The organism is Streptomyces sp. NBC_01635 (genome assembly GCF_045209715.1).
Classification (GTDB): domain Bacteria; phylum Actinomycetota; class Actinomycetes; order Streptomycetales; family Streptomycetaceae; genus Streptomyces; species Streptomyces hirsutus.
Genome location: NZ_CP109277.1, coordinates 4125977 through 4142378, shown reverse-complemented (window position 1 = coordinate 4142378; position 16402 = coordinate 4125977). Strand labels below are relative to the sequence as shown.

Below are 16402 nucleotides of genomic sequence, written 5' to 3'. Positions count from 1 at the left end.
GGCTCCTCAGGGGGTGACGGTGGTGCGCTCGGTGAGCGGTCCGGTGAGCGGTCGGGTGTGGGCTGCGGCAGTGGGGTCCGGTGAGCGGCGCAGGTCCCGCAGGAACGTGCGGACCGCCGCGGCGAACTGCTCGGGTCGGTGGTCGACGGCCGGCACGCCGGTGCCGGGCAGGACGGCCGTACGGGCTCCGGGTAGCGCGGCGGCGATTTTCGGGAGGTCCGGCAGCGAGAACTCGTCCAGCTCACCGCAGAGGGCGAGCGTCGGTGAGCGGACCAGCCCGATCCGCTCCTCCATCCGGTAGCGGTTCACCGCCAGGTGCCCCTCCTCGACCCGGTCGAGGACGCCCAGCCCGTCCCGCACCAGGCGGTCGAGCAGGTCCGGCCGGTCCGCCGGGTAGTACCGGGAGCGGTTGTTCCACAGCTGGAGAACGTGTGAACCGTCCGGGGCCGGGACGACGTGGTCGATGGGCGCCCGCCGGGCCACGAGGCGTCGACGTTCGGCGTCGACGAACGGCATGCCCGAGAGCACCAGGCCCTGCACCCGGTCCGGGGCGGCAGCGGCGGCCTCGAGGGCGATCACGGCCCCGGTGTGGTGCCCGACCAGGGCGACCCGGTCGAGGCCCAGGTCGTCGCAGAGGTCCAGCACCCCGGTGGCGAACAGATCGATGCTGAAGGGTCCGGCCGGGCGGGCGGACTCCCCGAAGCCCGGGGTGTCCACCGCGATGGCCCGGAACCCCTCGCCGAGCAGCGGCAGCACGTCGCGGTACTCGTCCCACGACCGTGGGGTCTGGTGCAGCAGCAGCACCGGGTCGCCGCTGCCGTGCTCGGCGTAGTGCACCTGGCCGTGCCGGGTGTCGGCGAAGCCGCGGCGCACGAGGGTTTTCGGTCGGGACATGCTCACCGGGTGGCCTGTTCGGCCTCGGCCGGTGCCGCGGTGGCCGGCGCATCGGCGACCGGCTGCGGGTCGGTGGTGGCCGGCAGCCGCAGGAAGAAGCCGGCCACCAGGGACAGCAGCGAGACGACCGCCATGTAGCCCGCGATGGCGGGCCAGCCTCCGGTGGTCTGCAGGAGCCAGGCGGAGACGGCGGGGGCGGCGGCATTGCCGGCGATAAGGCCGAGGGTGAAGCCGACCGACATGCCCGTGAACCGGACGGCCGGGGGGAAGACCTGGGAGAAGTAGGCGGGGACCACCGCGTAGTTGGCGGAGTAGCCGACGAACAGCAGCGAGAAGCCCAGGAGCATCAGGGCGTAGTTGCCGGTGTCCAGCAGGGCGAACCAGACGAAGGGCAGGACGACGAGGGAGGCGGCGCCGGCCAGGAACACCGGCCGTACGCCGACGCGGTCGGAGAGCCGGCCGAACAGCGGCAGACAGACGAGGATCACGCCGCACGCGGGCAGGAGCACGGTGAGCATCGTGCTGTTGTCCAGGCCGAGAGCGACCTTTCCGTAGCTCAGCGAGAAGACCGTCGTCATGGTGAAGGAGCTGCCCGCGGCGATGATGCCCACGGCCACCAGCAGCACCGTGCCGAGGTGGTTGCGCAGCACTTCGAGGATCGGCACTTCCTGGACGGTGCCCTGCTCCTTGGCCGCGGCGAAGTCGGGTGACTCCTCCAGCGAGGACCGCGCGACGAGTCCGATGACCACGAGGATGCCGCTGAGCAGGAACGGGACACGCCAGCCCCAGGACAGCATCTGGTCGTCGGGGAGCTGGAAGATCAGCAGGAAGACCAGGTTGGCCAGCACCAGGCCCGCGGTGGCTCCGGTGTTGACGAGCGAACCGAACAGGCCGGGCCTGTGGTCCGAGTGCTCCACCGTCATCAGGACCGCGCCGCTGTACTCGCCGCCGACGGAGAAGCCCTGCAGCAGCCGGGCGACGATGAGTAGTGCGGGGGCGGCGAGGCCGATCTGGGAGTAGGTGGGCAGCAGGCCGATCGCGAAGGTCGCCGCGCCCATCAGGATGAGGGTGGCGACGAGCACGGTCTTGCGGCCGATGCGGTCGCCGAAGTGGCCGAAGACCAGGGCGCCGAGGGGTCGGGTGAGGTAGCCGACCGCGAAGCTGGACAGCGACAGCAGCGTGCCCACCGTGGGGTCGGTCGACGGGAAGAACAGGTCGGCGAAGATCAGTGACGCGGCCAGGCCGTAGATCGCGAAGTCGTAGTACTCGATGGTGGTGCCGATCCAGCTCGCGAAAACAGCCCTTCTGCCCTGCTGTCTTGCAGATGGCGTCGTGGTCATGCGTCCTCCGAAAAAGTGGGCCGAGGCGGTCGGCCATGTCGAAAAGGGACGTCGGCGAGGTCTGGGGGCTCTGGTTCAACGGCTCCCCGGCCTGCGGGCATGCGGGTTGTTCTCGGGTCTGCGCCGTGGTGGGTGCGCGGGCGGGGACGCTGCGGGACTGCCCAGGATGACACCGGCGAGCGACCTGGGATGTTTGCCGGTCGCACTGTGGTCCGTACAACGTCTCGTGCAGTGCCCCGTACTGTGTACGACGCTCTCTGTTCGCGTCAAGAGGTCGGGTCAGCCGAAGAACGTCCGATGACTGCCGCGTGCGCGGATGCGGTGGAGGTGGGGCGGTCCGGGCTCCGGCCGGTCGGAAGTCGGTGCCCCGGCGCTGCCGCGACAGCACTCGCCGGTCGCCGGCCGGACGGCTCGGCCCCGGACGGCGGGGTACGCGGCAAGCGGTGAACCGTGCGATCGGGTCCGGGCGCCCGTCGGGCCCGGCGCGGGCGGTCGGGCGGCCCGCCGAGCCGGGGTGCCGGGGCGGGCGCCGGGGTGAGGGCCGGGGGGTGGTGGACCCGGTGGCCCCGGAGATCTGTGGGGCAGGCGTCAGGCCCGGGCGTCGTCCCCGGCGAGCGTGCGGAGCGTGCTGTCGATGTACGCCTCGAGGCCGGCCTCGAACTGCGTGTCGGAGGGCAGCTCGGTGACCTCGTCGGCGAGGCCCACCACCAGCGGGAACTCCTCGATCGGGAGGGCCGCGTAGAAATGGCTGCGCTGCCGGCGCTGCTCGGCGCCCTCGTCGGTGGCCAGCCTCCCCCACGGTCGTGGCGTCTGGTAGCTGGCGAAGCCGATGGCGTAGGTGATGAGGAAGCCGTAGCAGCGTACGGCCAGGGGGCCCGGGATCCCGGCGTCGACGAGCCGCCGCAGCACCGCCTCCATGGCGCCGCGCAGCGCGGTGGGGCTGTCCGTGATGCGGGTGGAGAACAGCCGGACGACGCTCGGGTGCTCGCGCATCATCGTGAGGAAGGCGTGTCCGACGGTGCGCAGCGCCTGCGCCGCGTCGGCGTCGGGCTCGGCGGGCAGGCGCATCCGCCCCAGCACGTGGTCGGCCATCCCGTCGAGGATCTCTTCCTTGCTGCGGAAGTAGCTGTAGAGGGTCATCGTGCCCACGCCCAGCTCGGTGGCCAGCCGCCGCACGGTCAGCCGATCCAGGTCCCCCTCCGCATCGGAGATGCGCAGGGCCGCGTCGATGATCCGCTCGGGTGTGAGCGAGTTGTCACCGCGCTGGGATCGCTTCTGCTGCCGCGCCATGGGGCCCCTTCTGGTCACTCTGCGATCACACGGTACCGGACAGCGTCCCGTACATCCGTTCCGAGTCACCACCGGGTGCGACGGGTTCTGCGCACCCTCTCGTCCGGGGGGCTTCCCAGACTCTCTCGTATTGCGTACCGTACTAAGTACTGAACCCGGAGGTGAAGATGTCCGACAGCGAGAACGGCGTCCTGGAACTCGAGGTCGTCGCCCTGCGGCAGGAGTCCGACTGCGTGCTTTCCGTCGAGCTCGCCGACCCCGAGCGGCGCCTGCTGCCCGCCTGGGAGCCCGGGGCCCACATCGACCTCGGGTTGCCGGAGCACGTACGCCAGTACTCACTGGTCGGTGATCCGGCGGAACGTCACCGCTACCGGATCGCCGTCCTGCGGGAGCCGGACTCCTCGGGGGGATCGGCATATGTGCACGAGGTGCTGCGGCCCGGCGAGATCGTCGAGGTCGGAGGGCCGCGCAACCACTTCCCGCTCGTCGAGGCGAAGAGCTATCTGTTCATCGCGGGCGGGATCGGGATCACGCCCCTGCTGCCGATGATCCGCCGGATTGACGCGGCGGGCGGGGACTGGCGACTGCTCTACGGCGGGCGCACCCGCCGTTCGATGGCGTTCCTTCCCGAGCTCGCGCCCTACGAGGGCACGGTGGAACAACGGCCGTTCGACGAGTTCGGTCACCTCGACCTCAAGGCGACCCTCGGAGAGCCGACCGACGGGACGGCCGTGTACTGCTGCGGCCCGGAGGGGCTGATCGCGGCCGTCGAGCAGCAGTGCGAGGACTGGTCGGCGGGTGCTCTGCACGTCGAGCGCTTCTCCGCCCGGCCGCGTGACGACGAGGACGACCTGCAGGCGTTCGAGCTGGTCCTGGGCCGGTCCGACCGCCGGCTGGCCGTACCCGCCGACCGCTCGGCCCTCGACGTCCTGGACGCGGCCGGCATCGCCGTGTCGAACGCCTGCCGGGACGGCGTCTGCGGCAGTTGCGAGCTCCCGGTCCTGGAAGGCCTGCCCCTGCACCGCGACTCGCTGACCGAGCCCGACCGCACCGACGTCTTCCTGCCGTGTGTGTCGCGGGCACGGACCGGCGAGCTCGTGCTCGACCTCTGAACGGGCGGTTCGCGAACTGTCGGTTGAGACCCGCCGACCCGAACCGTCCCCCGCGACCAGCCGTTCCCCTGACTCCGACGATTGCACGGTCCCCCGCAGAACCCCCGTTGACTGGAGACATCGTGACCGCACCCACCGACCCGACCCCCGAGGCCGCACCCCGTCGGGCCCCGCGTTCCCGCGGTGCCGCGGCCCGTTCGACGACGCCGGTCGAGCCCGGCCCGCCCGTGCAGGAGGGCTCGGACTGGTCGGCGTGGCCGACCTACAACTCGGCCGAGCTGGGGTTCCGCAACTACTGGTACCCGACCATCTGGGCGCACCAGGTCCAGCAGAAGCCGGTCCCGATCACCCTGGCCGGCGAGCGCGTCGTGCTGGTCCGCGACGGCGACACCGTGCGCGGTCTGCACGACCGCTGCCCGCACCGCGGTGTGCCGCTGTCGCTGGGCCGCCGGCAGTTCCCCGGCACGATCAGCTGCGCCTACCACGGCTGGACCTTCGGCCTGGAGACCGGAAAGCTCGACGCCGTCATCACCGACGGGCCCGACAGCCCCATCTGCGGCAAGATCTCCGTCGCCACCTACCCGGTGGAGGAGCGCCTGGGCCTGCTGTGGGTCTACATCGGCGACGTGGAACCCGGCGAGGAACCCCCGCCGGTCGAGCGCGACATCCCCACCGAGCTCACCGAGAACACGCTGGTGCTCGGCGGCCGGTCGGAGGTCCGCGACGGCAACTGGCGCTTCGGCGCCGAGAACGGCTTCGACGAGGGCCACGCGAAGTACCTGCACAACACCGCGCTGTGGCGGCTGTTCAAGGTCATGCCGACCTGGAACAAGACGCGCATCGTCGAGAAGGACGGCTGGCTGATCCGCGTGCAGGACGAACTGCACTACGAGGCGGAGTTCCCCGGCGTCGGCACCTTCACCAACAAGCGCTGGTGGAAGCGGGTGCCCCTGCCCGACCACCCCGACAAGAACGGCGACGCCAACCCCGTGATCGCCGCCATGGACATCCCGGGCTTCGTGTCGGTCCGGATGCCCGGACTGCTGCGGGTGGCCTACCCGAAGTTCATCCACTACGAGTGGTACGTCCCCGTCGACGCCGACCACGTGCGCTACGTGCAGCTGATGGTGCGCTTCGAGACCGGTGCCACGGCACTGGCGTTCAAGGCGAAGTACCTGTCCGCCTTCCGGTGGCTGTTCCACGGCCAGTTCACCCGGCAGGACGCCTGGATGGTCAACGTGACGGACGCCCCGCCGGAGCGGCTCTACCGGCCCGACCTGTCGATCAACGCCTGGCGCCGACACGTCGAGCAGATCAAACCGGTCGTCCAGCCCACCGAACGCCGTGTCGGCCACTGAGCCGGCCGTCGAGCCGGCTCACGGCTGGGCCGGAGCCGACCGCGGCCCGGTCACCGTCGTCCTGCACGGCGGTGGCCCGGGCTGCCACGCGACTTCGGACTTCGCCGCGGTGATGGCGCTGCGGCCGGAGCGCCGGTGGCTGTGGGTGGACCTGCCCGGCTACGGCGGCTCGGCCACCGGGCAGCCGGCGTCGCAGCGGTCCGTGACGGCGGCTGCCGACGGCCTCGCCGCGCTGCTGGAGCGGGTCGGGCCCGAGCGGGTCGACGTACTGGCCCAGTCGTACGGCGGGACGGTCGCGCTGAAACTCGCGGCCGACCGGCCCGAGCGGCTCGGCCGGATCGTGCTCATCGGCAGCCAGCCCACGCCCGCACCGGGCGGGGCGGGCCCGCTGCGCACGGACCCCGGGCTCGCGGTCCGGGCCCGCGCCGAGTACTACGGCGGCGACGGCCCCAGCCCCGCGAAGACGCGGGCGCTGCTGGCCGGACTGGAGTGGTACGACGCCACCCGCATCCCGGAGCCGACGGTGCTGGCCCGGTTCCGGGCCGGCACCACGGCCGGCGCCCTCGCCACCGCCACCCTCCCCGCGCCCGCCGAGGACCTGGACCACGCCCTCGGCGCCGTCCAGGCCCCCACCCTGGTCCTGTGGGGGCGCCACGATCCCTTCGCCGGCCCCGCATACGCGGCGGCGCTCGCCGACGCGCTGCCCCGCGGCGACCTCGCCGTCATCGGCCGGACCTCCCACCACCCCCAGGCCGAGCGTCCCGCCACCGTCGCAGCGCTCGCCGACGCGTTCCTCACCGACAGGAGCTGACCCCCATGTCCTCTCGCACCGCCGTCCTCGTCACCCTCGCCGCCGTCGCCGTCGCCGCCGCCGTGGCCGCGCAGCGCACCGGGCTGCTCGCCAGGCTGGGGCGCGGCACCACCGTCCGTTCCGTCCGTCCGGGTGCGCGATGACCCGGCCGAACACGCGGTTGAACGGGCAGCAACAGGCTTGGGCCGAGTCCGCGTGGCGGCTCATCACTCCTGAGCGGCTCACCGAACTCGTCGTCGGGATGGTCGACATCCCGAGCCCGACCGGTGAGGAGGCCGAGCTCGCCGGTTGGCTGACCACGACCCTCGACCACGCGGGGCTCGACGCGCACTACCAGGTGATCGACGACCGCCAGGCCAACGCCGTCGCCCGGCTGCGCGGCGACGGCAGCGGCGAGGACCTGCTGCTCTACGCCCCGATCGACACCCTCACCGTCGGCGACCCCGAGGAGGACGTGCCCTGGGTCGGGCCCGAGCTGCGGGCGGACATGCGGCCACGCGCCGAGGTGCGCGGCCACCACGTGCTCGGGCTGGGCGCCAGCAACCCCAAGGGGCACGGCGCGGCGGTCGTCGCCGCGGCGGAGGCCATCGCCCGCGCCGGCATCCCGCTGCGCGGCGACCTCGTCGTCGGCCTCGGCGCCGGCGGGATGCCGACCAACGGCCGCACCACCCGCGGTCTGACCCGGCACAACGCGGGCCAGGGCAGCGGCTGCTCGTTCCTGCTGGAGCAGGGGTGGTGGGCCGACCACGCCCTGATCGCCAAGCCGGGGTGGGCCGTCTCGTGGGAGGAGGTGGGACTGTGCTGGTTCGAGATCCGCGTGCGCGGCACCTACACCTACGTCGGCAGCAGGCACCGGATGCCGTACCGCAACGCCGTCGCCCACGCCGCCACCGTGATCGACGCCCTGGAGCGCTGGTTCCCCGAGTACGCCGCCCGGCACACCGACGGGCTGGTCGCACCGCAGGGCATCGTGTCCTCCGTGGAGGGCGGCTGGCCGCGGATGGCGGCCGTGACCCCGGCCCTGTGCCGGATCATGGTCGACCTGCGCACCAACCCTCGCTCGACACCCGCCGACGTACGGCGCGAGTTCGCCGCCGCCGTCGACGCGATCACCGCCGCGCACCCGGAGATCGAACTCGACTGGGACATGGTCCTGTCCATCCCCGGCACGCAGACCCCCGAGGACGCCCCGGTCGTCGCGGCGGCCAAGGCCGCGTGGGAGGAGAGCGTCGGCCGCCTACACGAGCCCATCACGGGCACCAGCGGTGCCACGGACGCCAACATCCTGCGCTCCCGCGGCCTGCCGACCGCCCGGATCGGCATGGACCGGATCGGCCCGGACGCCCCGCTGCCGCTGGACTTCTCCTCCGGGATGAACGTCGTCGACATCCGGGAGGCCCACCGGCTGACCCGCACCCTCGTGCACGCCGCGATCGCGCTGTGCACCCAGGAACGGAGCACTCCCTGAACACCTGTGCCGGACCACCACCGAACGCGACGGCGTCGCACGCGCGGCCGAAGAACACCAGCGAGGAGGAGTCGTGAGCCAACTGGTCCTGGGCATCGGGGCTTCACACAGCACCCTGATGAACACGCACTGGGCCGAGGTCGACCACCTCCCCGCCGCCCACCGGTTCCGCGACGGACTGGCCGAGGCGCGCGACGCGCTCGCCGCGGCCCGCCCGGACGCCGTCGTGGTGATCGGGTCCAACCACTTCCGCGGCATGTTCCTCGACCTGATGCCGGCCTTCACCATCGGCGTCGGCGAGGTGCACGGCGCCGGAGAGGCTGGCACACCGGGCGGCCCGCTCCCGGTCGACACCGACCTGGCCCGCAGTCTCGTCGACGGGCTGGTCACCGACGGGTTCGACCCGGCGTTCTCCCTGCGGTTGACCGTCGACCACGGCATCACCCACTCGCTCCAGCACCTGGTGCCCACCCTCGACGTACCGGTCGTCCCCGTCGTGATCAACATGTTCGCGCCGCCGCTGCCGTCACTGCGCCGCTGCCACGCGCTCGGTGCCGCCCTCCGCGACGCCGTCCACGGCGACGGCCAGGACAAGCGGATCGCGGTCATCGCCTCCGGCGGGCTGTCCCACCGGCTGCCGTGGCCCAAGTGGTTCGCCGCGATGTCGGACGACGACCGGTTCCTCGTCGAGGCCTGGCTCAACGGCCGCCACAACTGGAACGAGTACGAGGTACGCCGCCGGCAGATCATCCGGGCCGCGGCACCGGACATCAACGAGGCGTTCGACCAGTGGTTCCTGCGCCTGCTCGAGACCGGCGACCTCTCCGAAGTCCTCGACCGCACCGACGAACAGATCGAACAGGAAGCGGGCAACGGAGCCCAGGAACTGCGCGCCTGGATCGCGATGGCCGCGGCGCTCGCCTCACCCGCCGGACCCGCGACCAGCCGCACCCTCGCCTACGGGGCCGTCCCCGACTGGCTGACCGGCATGGGCGTCAGCCTCCTCACCCCCTCCCCGAAGGAGACCTCCGCATGACCATCTGGACCGACCTGACCGGCACCGGCTTCGAGCTGTCGTACGCGCCGGTGAAGGGCACCCGCACCCGTGTGCTGCGGGCCGGCGAGGGCGAGGCCGTTGTGATGCTCCACGGCACCAGCGGCCACCTCGAGGCCTTCGTGCGCAACGTGCCGGACATGGCCGAGCACTTCGAGCTGCACGCCCTCGACATGCTGGGCCACGGCTACACCGACAACCCGGGCGGCGACCTGCGCATCCCGCGCTACGTGCGGCACGTGCTCGACTACCTCGACAGCCGCGGCATCGAGCGGGCCCACTTCGTCGGCGAGTCCCTCGGCGGCTGGGTGGCTGGCCGGCTGGCCGCCGACCACCCCGAGCGGGTCGGGCGGCTGGTCCTCGTCGCCCCGGGCGGGACCGTGGCCAACCCCGAGGTCATGGACCGTATCCGCACCAGCACCAAGGCGGCCGTCACCAGCGACGACCGCGACCTCACCCGCCGGCGCCTCGAACTGCTCATGCACGACCCGGTGAACGTCTCCGAGGAACTCGTCGACGTGCGCCACGCGATCTACCACCGGCCCGAGTTCGTCGCCGGCATCGACGAACTGCTGTGCCTGCAGAAGATGGAGAACCGGACCGAGGACCTCCTCAGCCCCGAGCAGATGGCCCGGATCACCGCGCCCACCCTGATCGTCTGGGGCGCGCAGAACCCCTTCGGCGATGTGCCGGAGGCGCACCGGATGCAGCAGTCGATCTCCGGCTCGGCCCTGGAGATCTTCCCGGAGTGCGGACACTGGCCCCAGCACGAGCACGCGGACCGGTTCAACAAGCTGGCGCTGGAGTTCCTGGGCCGGGGTCGGGCATGAACGCCCCCGCTGCGGCGGCCGCAGCCGCGCCGGAGACCGGACTGCGGGTCGGTGTGCGCATCCCGCCGTGCGACCGGGCGGACCGGCTGGTCGAATCCGTGCGCCGGGCCGAGCAACTCGGCTTCGACCAGGTGTGGTTCCCCGACTCCCAGCTGCTGTGGCGGGACGTGTTCACGGTACTGACCGCGGCTGCCCTGCACACCGAGCGGATCGGGCTGGGCACCGCGGTCACCAACTTGGTGACCCGGCACCCGGCCGTCGTCGCCTCCGCCGCGCGCAGCGTGGCCGAGCTCGCCCCCGGCCGGTTCACCCTCGGCGTCGGCGTGGGCAACAGCTCGGTCGGCCCCGTCGGCCTGCGCCCGAGCACCGGGGCGGCGCTGCGTGAGGGGATCGGCCTGCTACGGGCGCTGCTGGCCGGGCACGAGTGGGACTTCGGCGGTGTCCGCTCCCGGCTCCGCGACCCCCAGCCGGACGTGCCGGTCCACATGGCCGCCAGCGGTCCGCGGAACCTGCGGCTCGCCGGTGAGATCGCGGACGGCGTCATCCTCCTCAGCGGTGCCTCACCGAAGACCCTGTCCGGCGCCACCGCCCGTGTCCGGGAGGGCGCCGAGGCCGCGGGCCGCACCGCCGAGGAGGTCCCGCTGACCGTCTCGGCGTTCTGCGCGGTGACGGACGACGTCGAGAGGGACGCACGGCTGCTCAAGCCGATCTGCGCGTCGATCGCACAGAACGGCGGAGCGCCCTTCCTCGCCCTCGCGGGGATCGAACTCGACGTTCCCGCCCAGGTGGAAGGGGTCTACCCGGATCTCGTGCACGCCGAGGACTGGGAGGCGGCCGTCACCATCTGCTCGGAATGGGTCAGCGACGAGGCGGCGCTGCGCTTCGCCCGGGAATTCTGTTTGTTCGGCACCGCACGGGAGATCACGGAACGGCTCCGGGAGCTGCACGCCACCGGCGTGAGCGGCGTGTTCCTCCAGCACGTCGGCTCCTACGACCTGCCCACCGAGCTGATCGAAGGCGTCGGCTCCGGCGTGCTGCCCGCCCTGCGGCCGGGAGCAGTCCGGTGAGCGTGCTGGAGGAGCTGGCCCGGCGCGGTCGGCGTGCGGCCGAGCAGGCCGACGCCGGCACCCGGTCACTGGCCGCCCTCCACGTCCTCGACACGCTGGGCTGCGTCGTGGCCGGAGCCTCCCACCCCCTCGCGGCGCAGCTCGCCCGGTTCGTGGCGGACACCGGCGTTCCCGGTGAGCTGTGCACGCCTGCCCTGGCCGGACGGCACGCGCTGCGCACGACCGTGTGGGCGGAGGCCGTGCTGGCGCACGCCGACGAGTACGACGCCCTGCACCCCGCCGCGGCGGTGGTGCCCGCGGCCGTGGTGGTCCCGGCCGCCCTGGCCGTGGCCGACCGCGAGGGGCGGCCGGGCCGGACGGTCGTCGACGCCGTGATCAGCGGGTACGAGGTGGTCGTCGAGGCGGGACTGCGCTTCGGCGGACCCCGCCTGTACGGCGCCGCCTGGTGGCCGACCGCGGCCTTCGGCGCACTGGGCTCGGCCGCGGCCGCTGCCGTCCTGCTGGACCTCGATCGCGAGGAGACCACCGCGGCCCTGGGGCTGGCCGCGGCCGGTCTCGGCGGGCTGCTCAGCGCGGACGAGCTCGGCGCGGGCCACTACCTGCTGGCCGGGCGCGCGGCGGCCGACGGAGCGGAGGCCGCCCACCTGGCCCGGGCCGGCGCCCGGGCCAGCCGCACCCTGCTGGACGGGCCCGCCACCGCCGCGCTCGGCAGGAGCGCCGCACCGGCCTCACCCGAGGCGGAGCCGCACCTGAACGGCTGCGTGTTCAAGGCGTATCCGTGTGCCCGGCCGCTGCACGCGGCGCTGGACGCGCTGGAGGCGCTGTCGGTCCGGGGACTGCCGGTCGCGACGGCCCGCCGCATCGAGATCCTGCTGCCCGAGGCCCTGCTGCGCTTCGTCACCGCCGACCGGACACCGGCGGGCCCCACCGAGGCCGCGGCCAGTGCGGTCTTCGCCGTCGCCGCGTGGCTCCACGGGGCCGCCGCGGACGTCGGTTTCTTCCGGGGCACGCTGCCCCCGGGCGTGCCGGAGGTGGTCCTGGGCCACGCCCCCGAACTCGACGCCCACCTGCCGGACCGCTGGGGTGCGCGCGTGTCCGTCGACCTCGCCGACGGACAGCGGGTCGAGAAGGAGGTCCTGGGAGGAGGCGGAGACGCCGCCCGAACGCTGCCCGGGGAGGCGGTCACGGCCAAGTTCCTCCGCGCCGTCGGCACGGAGGAAGGTGACCCCGTCTGGGCGGGGTGGATCGGGCACTGCCTGGCCCTGGACACCGTGCCCGACATCGGCCACCTGCGACACACCCTGTGCACGCTGCTGCGGCGGTGAGCACGCCGTCGTCCCCCTACTCATCGCTCCTTGTCCGTCGTTCCCCTGCTGGTGCCCCGAGGAACACCCGTCCGCGTTCCCTGATGCGCAAGGAGCTCGCATGACCGGCTGAAAGATCGCCGTCATCGGCGGCACTGACCGCCAGGGCAAGGGCCTGGCCCACCGGTTCGCCCAGGCCGGTCACACCGTCGTCCTCGACTCCCGGTCCGTCGAGCGCGCCGAGTCGGCGGCGACCGAGAGCGTGCGCCGAGCCGGCGACGCCGTCCGGGTCAGCGGGGCCGACAACGCCACCGCCGCCGAGTGAGCCGCCTGCCGGCGACAGCCATGCCGCCGACCCGGCACGGCGCAGCAGGGGATCGCCGGGCACGTCGACTGAGCCGTGCCACTTCCCCTCGGCTGCCGGACATGACGAGGGTTGCCCCGTGCCCCGGACGCCGAGGGCCTGAGGCTCAGGCACGGCATGAAGATCTCCGGCGCCGTCCGCGCGGCATCGCCGCCCGGGCGGGGCCGCTCCTGCGGTATCCGGGCTCGCGCTGCCCGGGATGTCGGGGCCGCAGGCTCCGGGGATGTGCGTGCTCGCGTCCGGTGGCGCGGTACCTTCGATCTCACGCCGATCAGGGCCGATGAGGAGAGTGACCGTGAGCATGTTCGTACGGCCTGCGGACGAGGGCGCCGACCCGTTCGGGACGGCGCGGCTGCGGCGTGGGGTGCTGGACGCCTGGGCCGCCAGTCCCGCCCGGTTCCGTGAGGACGCCAACGCCGAGGAGGACCTCGTCCTCGGCGGGTACCGGGACCGCCTCGTCGTCGAGCTGGCGCAGAACGCCGCCGACGCCGCCGCCCGCGCGGGGGTTCCGGGACGGCTCCGGCTCACGCTGCGCGACGGGGTGCTCGTCGCCGCCAACACCGGCGCCCCGCTGGACGCGGCCGGGGTCGAGTCGCTGTCCACGCTGCGGGCCTCCGCGAAGCGGGACACCCCCGACCGGGCGGTGGGGCGGTTCGGGGTCGGCTTCGCCGCCGTCCTCGCCGTCACCGACGAGCCCGCCGTCGTCGGCCGGCACGGCGGGGTGCGGTGGTCGCTGGCCGAGGCCCGGGAACTCGCCGGTGACAGCGCCGGGCACAGCGCCGGTCTGGGCGACGAGATCCGCCGGCGCGACGGGCACGTACCGCTGCTCCGTCTGCCGTTCGCCGCCGAGGGCACCGCCCCCGACCCGTACGACACCGCCGTCATCCTGCCGCTGCGCGACGCGGCCGCCGCCGACCTCGCCGAGCGGCTGCTGCACGCCGTCGACGACGCCCTGCTGCTCGCCCTGCCCGGCCTGGAGGAGGTCGTCGTCGAGATCGGCGACGCCCTGCCCCGCACCGTGCGCCGCGGCACCGACGGCGCCCTCACCGTGATCGAGGACTCGCGGGACGGCACCACCCGCTGGCGCACCGTCGCCGCGCACGGGCCGCTCACGCCGGATCTGCTCGCCGACCGGCCGATCGAGGAACGGCTGCGCCCGCACTGGTCGGTGACCTGGGCCGTGCCGGTGGACTCCGACGGCACCCCTGCCCGTCCCCGCACCAGCCCGGTCGTGCACGCGCCGACGCCGAGCGAGGAGCCGTTGGGCGTCCCGGCCCTGCTCATCGCCTCCTTCCCGCTGGACTCCACCCGCCGGCACACCGCCCCCGGCCCGCTCACCGAATTCCTGGTGGAGCGCGCCGCCGACGCCTACAGCGAGCTGCTCGCCGGCTGGCGTCCGGTGACCGCCGGGATCATCGACCTCGTGCCCGGTCCGCTCGGCCGGGGTGAGCTGGACGGCGCCTTGCGGCAGGCGGTCCTCGGGCGACTCCCGCGGACCTCGTTCCTGCCGCCCGCCGCCGAGCCGGACGGGCGGGGCGAGGGAGACGAGGGGGGCGGGGCGGGCACGGACTCCGATCTGCCCGAGACGCTGCGGCCCCGGGACGCCGAGGTCGTCGAGGGCGCCGGCGCTGACACGGTCCGGGTCCTCGCCGAGGTGCTGCCCACCCTCCTGCCCGCCGGGCTCGAACGGCGGGCCGAACTGCGCACGCTCGAGGTGGCCCGCCTCCCGCTGGCCGACGCGATCGACCGGCTGGCCGGGCTGGAGAAGTCGCCCGACTGGTGGCGACGGCTGTACGAGAGCCTCGCCGGCGTCGACCCCGACCGGCTCTCCGGACTGCCCGTGCCGCTCGCCGACGGCAGGACCACCACCGGCCCCCGGCAGGTGCTGCTGCCCGGCGTGGAGGCCGCCCGGATCGACCCCGGGACGCTGGCCCGGCTCGGCCTCAAGGTCGCCCACCCGGACGCCGCGCACCCCCTGCTGGAGAAGCTCGGCGCCCTCCCGGCGACCCCGCGCGCGGTGCTCACGACTCCGCAGGTGCGGGCCGCCGTCGCCGCCTCCCTGGACGACGAGGGCACCCTGAACTGGGAGGACGAGGCACTCGACGCCGACGAACTCGCCGACACCGTGCTCGGGCTGGTGCGCGACGCGGGCCTCGAACCCGGCGACGAGCCGTGGCTGGGCGCCCTCGCGCTGCCCGACGAGGACGGCGAGCTCTCCCCGGCCTGCGAACTGGTCTTCCCCGGCGGCCCCTTCGCCCAGGTCATGCGCGAGGGCGAACTCGCCGCCGTGGACGCCGAGCTGGCTCGGAAGTGGGGCGAGGCCCCGCTGGCCGCCTGCGGCGTGCTGGTCGACTTCGTGCTCGTCCGCGCCACCGACGTCGTCCTCGACCCGGACGAACTCGATCCCCGCGAAGGGGACTTCGCCGAGCCCGACGACGCGGGTCTGCTGGACGCCGTGGACGTGTGGAGCGAGGACGTCCTCGACCGCTTCCCCGACAGCCCGGTGCCGCCCGTCGCCACCGAACTCGTCGCCGTGCGCGACCTCGACCTCGTGGACGACGACCAGTGGCCCCGCGCCCTCGCCCTGCTCGCCCGCCCGCCGCTGCGCGACGCGCTCACCCAGCCGGTCCGCGTCCTGCTGCCGGACGGCACCCACGAGGTCGTACGCCCCTACACCGCGTGGTGGCTGCGCGGGCACCCGGTGCTCGGCGGCCGCCGCCCGGCCGGCCTGCGCGCCGCCGGGAGCGACCCGCTGCTGCGCGGCCTGTACGACGAGGCCGACGCCACCGGCTTCGAGGACGAGCAGGTGCTGCGGACCCTCGGCGTCCGTACGTCCGTGTCCGCGCTGCTCGAAGAACCGGGCGGCGGCGCCGAACTGCTCGACCGCCTCGCCGACCCCGACCGTGAGGTCGCCTCCGGCCAGCTGCACGCCCTCTACGGGGCGCTGGCCGACCTGGACCCGGAACAGGTGACCCTGCCGGACGAGCTGCGCGCGGTGGTCGACGGACGGGTCGAGGTGGTGGACGCCGCCGACGCGGTGGTCGTCGACTCGCCCGACCTGCTGCCGTTCACCGAGGGCATGGCCCTGCTGCCCGTCCGCCCCTCGCGCGCCGCCGAGCTGGCCGAACTGTTCCAGGTGCGGCGGCTGAGCGAGTCCGTCACCGGGGACGTGGACACCGAGGGCGCCGAGCACGACGTACCGGAGCCGGTGCGGGTGCTGCTCGGGCCGGGCACCCCCGCCACGTACGTCGAGCACGAGGAACTCGTCGTGGATGGCGTGGAGATCGACTGGCGGCTGACCCGCGACGGGGTGCTGCACGCGGCCACCCTGGAGGGTGTCGCCGCCGGGCTGGCCTGGGCGGCCCGGGAGTGGCCGCGCCGGTTCGAGGTCGCGGCGCTGCTGGAGGACCCGTCCAGGACCGAGGAGCTGGCCAGGGACCGCTGGTTCGACTGACCGGAGCGGGCGGGCCGGAGCCGGGGGATCGCAACGGGTGGGCCGAAACGGGTGGG

At 73.8% G+C, this 16402-nt stretch carries 14 protein-coding genes; 11 read left to right on the top strand and 3 right to left on the bottom strand.

The window, feature by feature from the left end:
• Positions 1-6 precede the first annotated feature (6 nt).
• The 3 genes from OHB56_RS19175 to OHB56_RS19165 all read right to left on the bottom strand — a co-directional run bounded on the left by OHB56_RS19175 (position 7) and on the right by OHB56_RS19165 (position 3524).
• The gene (locus OHB56_RS19175) at positions 7-894 is read right to left on the bottom strand and encodes an alpha/beta hydrolase (RefSeq protein WP_326753385.1); all 888 of its coding nucleotides are present in this window, start codon (positions 892-894) and stop codon (positions 7-9) included.
• Positions 895-896: 2 nt separating this feature from the next.
• Positions 897-2234 carry an MFS transporter gene (locus tag OHB56_RS19170; protein WP_326753384.1) on the bottom strand — a complete coding sequence of 446 codons (1338 nt, stop codon included), beginning with the start codon at positions 2232-2234 and terminating at the stop codon, positions 897-899.
• A 588-nt stretch (positions 2235-2822) separates the two neighbouring features.
• Positions 2823-3524 carry a TetR/AcrR family transcriptional regulator gene (locus OHB56_RS19165; RefSeq protein ID WP_326753383.1) on the bottom strand — a complete coding sequence of 234 codons (702 nt, stop codon included), beginning with the start codon at positions 3522-3524 and terminating at the stop codon, positions 2823-2825.
• 167 nt (positions 3525-3691) lie between these two features.
• Between OHB56_RS19165 and OHB56_RS19160 the strand changes: the two genes are divergently transcribed.
• The 11 genes from OHB56_RS19160 to OHB56_RS19110 all read left to right on the top strand — a co-directional run bounded on the left by OHB56_RS19160 (position 3692) and on the right by OHB56_RS19110 (position 16346).
• Positions 3692-4636: a PDR/VanB family oxidoreductase gene (locus OHB56_RS19160; RefSeq protein ID WP_406354648.1), complete on the top strand. Its 945-nt coding sequence runs from the start codon at positions 3692-3694 to the stop codon at positions 4634-4636.
• A 122-nt stretch (positions 4637-4758) separates the two neighbouring features.
• On the top strand, positions 4759-5994 hold the full coding sequence (locus OHB56_RS19155; protein ID WP_326753381.1) for a Rieske 2Fe-2S domain-containing protein: 1236 nt from the start codon (positions 4759-4761) through the stop codon (positions 5992-5994).
• Entirely contained in the window at positions 5981-6805 is an 825-nt protein-coding gene (locus OHB56_RS19150) for an alpha/beta hydrolase (protein WP_326753380.1), read from the top strand. The genes OHB56_RS19155 and OHB56_RS19150 overlap by 14 nt, the downstream gene beginning before the upstream one ends.
• 5 nt (positions 6806-6810) lie before the next feature.
• Complete coding sequence (locus OHB56_RS19145; protein ID WP_351127123.1) at positions 6811-6948, top strand: hypothetical protein; 138 nt, start codon at positions 6811-6813, stop codon at positions 6946-6948.
• On the top strand, positions 6945-8273 hold the full coding sequence (locus OHB56_RS19140) for a M20/M25/M40 family metallo-hydrolase (RefSeq protein ID WP_406354645.1): 1329 nt from the start codon (positions 6945-6947) through the stop codon (positions 8271-8273). Before OHB56_RS19145 ends, OHB56_RS19140 begins: the two co-directional genes overlap by 4 nt.
• A 73-nt stretch (positions 8274-8346) precedes the next feature.
• Positions 8347-9309, top strand: a complete 963-nt coding sequence (locus OHB56_RS19135) for a catechol 1,2-dioxygenase (protein ID WP_406354643.1) — start codon at positions 8347-8349, stop codon at positions 9307-9309.
• The gene (locus OHB56_RS19130; RefSeq protein ID WP_326753376.1) at positions 9306-10157 is read left to right on the top strand and encodes an alpha/beta fold hydrolase; all 852 of its coding nucleotides are present in this window, start codon (positions 9306-9308) and stop codon (positions 10155-10157) included. Before OHB56_RS19135 ends, OHB56_RS19130 begins: the two co-directional genes overlap by 4 nt.
• On the top strand, positions 10154-11224 hold the full coding sequence (locus tag OHB56_RS19125) for an LLM class flavin-dependent oxidoreductase (RefSeq protein WP_326753375.1): 1071 nt from the start codon (positions 10154-10156) through the stop codon (positions 11222-11224). Before OHB56_RS19130 ends, OHB56_RS19125 begins: the two co-directional genes overlap by 4 nt.
• Positions 11221-12549, top strand: coding sequence for an MmgE/PrpD family protein (locus OHB56_RS19120; RefSeq protein ID WP_406354641.1), 1329 nt, complete (start codon positions 11221-11223; stop codon positions 12547-12549). The genes OHB56_RS19125 and OHB56_RS19120 overlap by 4 nt, the downstream gene beginning before the upstream one ends.
• A gap of 115 nt (positions 12550-12664) precedes the next feature.
• Positions 12665-12853 (top strand): NAD(P)-binding domain-containing protein, encoded by a 189-nt coding sequence (locus tag OHB56_RS19115; RefSeq protein ID WP_406359148.1) that lies wholly within the window; start codon positions 12665-12667, stop codon positions 12851-12853.
• A 334-nt stretch (positions 12854-13187) separates the two neighbouring features.
• Positions 13188-16346: a sacsin N-terminal ATP-binding-like domain-containing protein gene (locus tag OHB56_RS19110; protein WP_326753374.1), complete on the top strand. Its 3159-nt coding sequence runs from the start codon at positions 13188-13190 to the stop codon at positions 16344-16346.
• The last annotated feature ends 56 nt before the right edge of the window (positions 16347-16402 follow it).

Bases quoted from the DNA above. Each gene is read 5' to 3' on its own strand.
- OHB56_RS19170 (WP_326753384.1), bottom strand. From the start codon at position 2,234: ATGACCACGACGCCATCTGCAAGACAGCAGGGCAGAAGGGCTGTTTTC.
- OHB56_RS19145 (WP_351127123.1), top strand. From the start codon at position 6,811: ATGTCCTCTCGCACCGCCGTCCTCGTCACCCTCGCCGCCGTCGCCGTC.
- OHB56_RS19160 (WP_406354648.1), top strand. From the start codon at position 3,692: ATGTCCGACAGCGAGAACGGCGTCCTGGAACTCGAGGTCGTCGCCCTG.
- OHB56_RS19165 (WP_326753383.1), bottom strand. From the start codon at position 3,524: ATGGCGCGGCAGCAGAAGCGATCCCAGCGCGGTGACAACTCGCTCACA.
- OHB56_RS19125 (WP_326753375.1), top strand. From the start codon at position 10,154: ATGAACGCCCCCGCTGCGGCGGCCGCAGCCGCGCCGGAGACCGGACTG.
- OHB56_RS19130 (WP_326753376.1), top strand. From the start codon at position 9,306: ATGACCATCTGGACCGACCTGACCGGCACCGGCTTCGAGCTGTCGTAC.
- OHB56_RS19140 (WP_406354645.1), top strand. From the start codon at position 6,945: ATGACCCGGCCGAACACGCGGTTGAACGGGCAGCAACAGGCTTGGGCC.
- OHB56_RS19175 (WP_326753385.1), bottom strand. From the start codon at position 894: ATGTCCCGACCGAAAACCCTCGTGCGCCGCGGCTTCGCCGACACCCGG.